Origin of the sequence: Bartonella taylorii 8TBB, assembly GCF_902825155.1 — a bacterium.
Lineage (GTDB): Bacteria > Pseudomonadota > Alphaproteobacteria > Rhizobiales > Rhizobiaceae > Bartonella > Bartonella taylorii_A.
Genome location: NZ_CADEAG010000153.1, coordinates 1 through 423, shown reverse-complemented (window position 1 = coordinate 423; position 423 = coordinate 1). Strand labels below are relative to the sequence as shown.

Sequence of the window (423 nt, the reverse complement as noted above, 5' to 3'; positions counted from 1 at the left end):
TATTTAAAATCGGTATAATTTTCTTACGTAGATAGTGTTTACCACCCATCCACGCAAACAATGTTTGTGTGAATTCTTGTTTCATCATATTTTTAAAGGAGAGATTTGATATTTAACTTTTTGTTATCCACTTTTTGAGGTGTGAGAAGCTATTCTCTATGGCGTCCACAAAACGGGAAAAATCTATTACAAACATAAAGACAATAAAGGCTATCAATTTCATGAGGCGTGACATCATCTTTAAGCCTTGATAGGTCTCTATCATCTCGTGAAGGAGTTGTTGTTCTTTTTCTGTAAGATCTTTATCTTTGCTGCTTCGTTTCTTGACCATCTTTCCAACCACATAAATGGGCTCCCTGCTTGTTATGCTTCAAAATATCTCTTGCAAGGTTGGAACTGATGACCGCAACATCCTTGTTATCC

At 35.9% G+C, this 423-nt stretch carries 1 protein-coding gene and 1 pseudogene; both read right to left on the bottom strand.

What is annotated here, in order from left to right:
• Positions 1-88 (bottom strand): annotated as a pseudogene (locus J7R13_RS09890) (DNA adenine methylase); the annotation flags it as partial.
• A gap of 24 nt (positions 89-112) precedes the next feature.
• Positions 113-343 carry a hypothetical protein gene (locus J7R13_RS09740; RefSeq protein ID WP_246786347.1) on the bottom strand — a complete coding sequence of 77 codons (231 nt, stop codon included), beginning with the start codon at positions 341-343 and terminating at the stop codon, positions 113-115.
• Positions 344-423 lie beyond the last annotated feature (80 nt).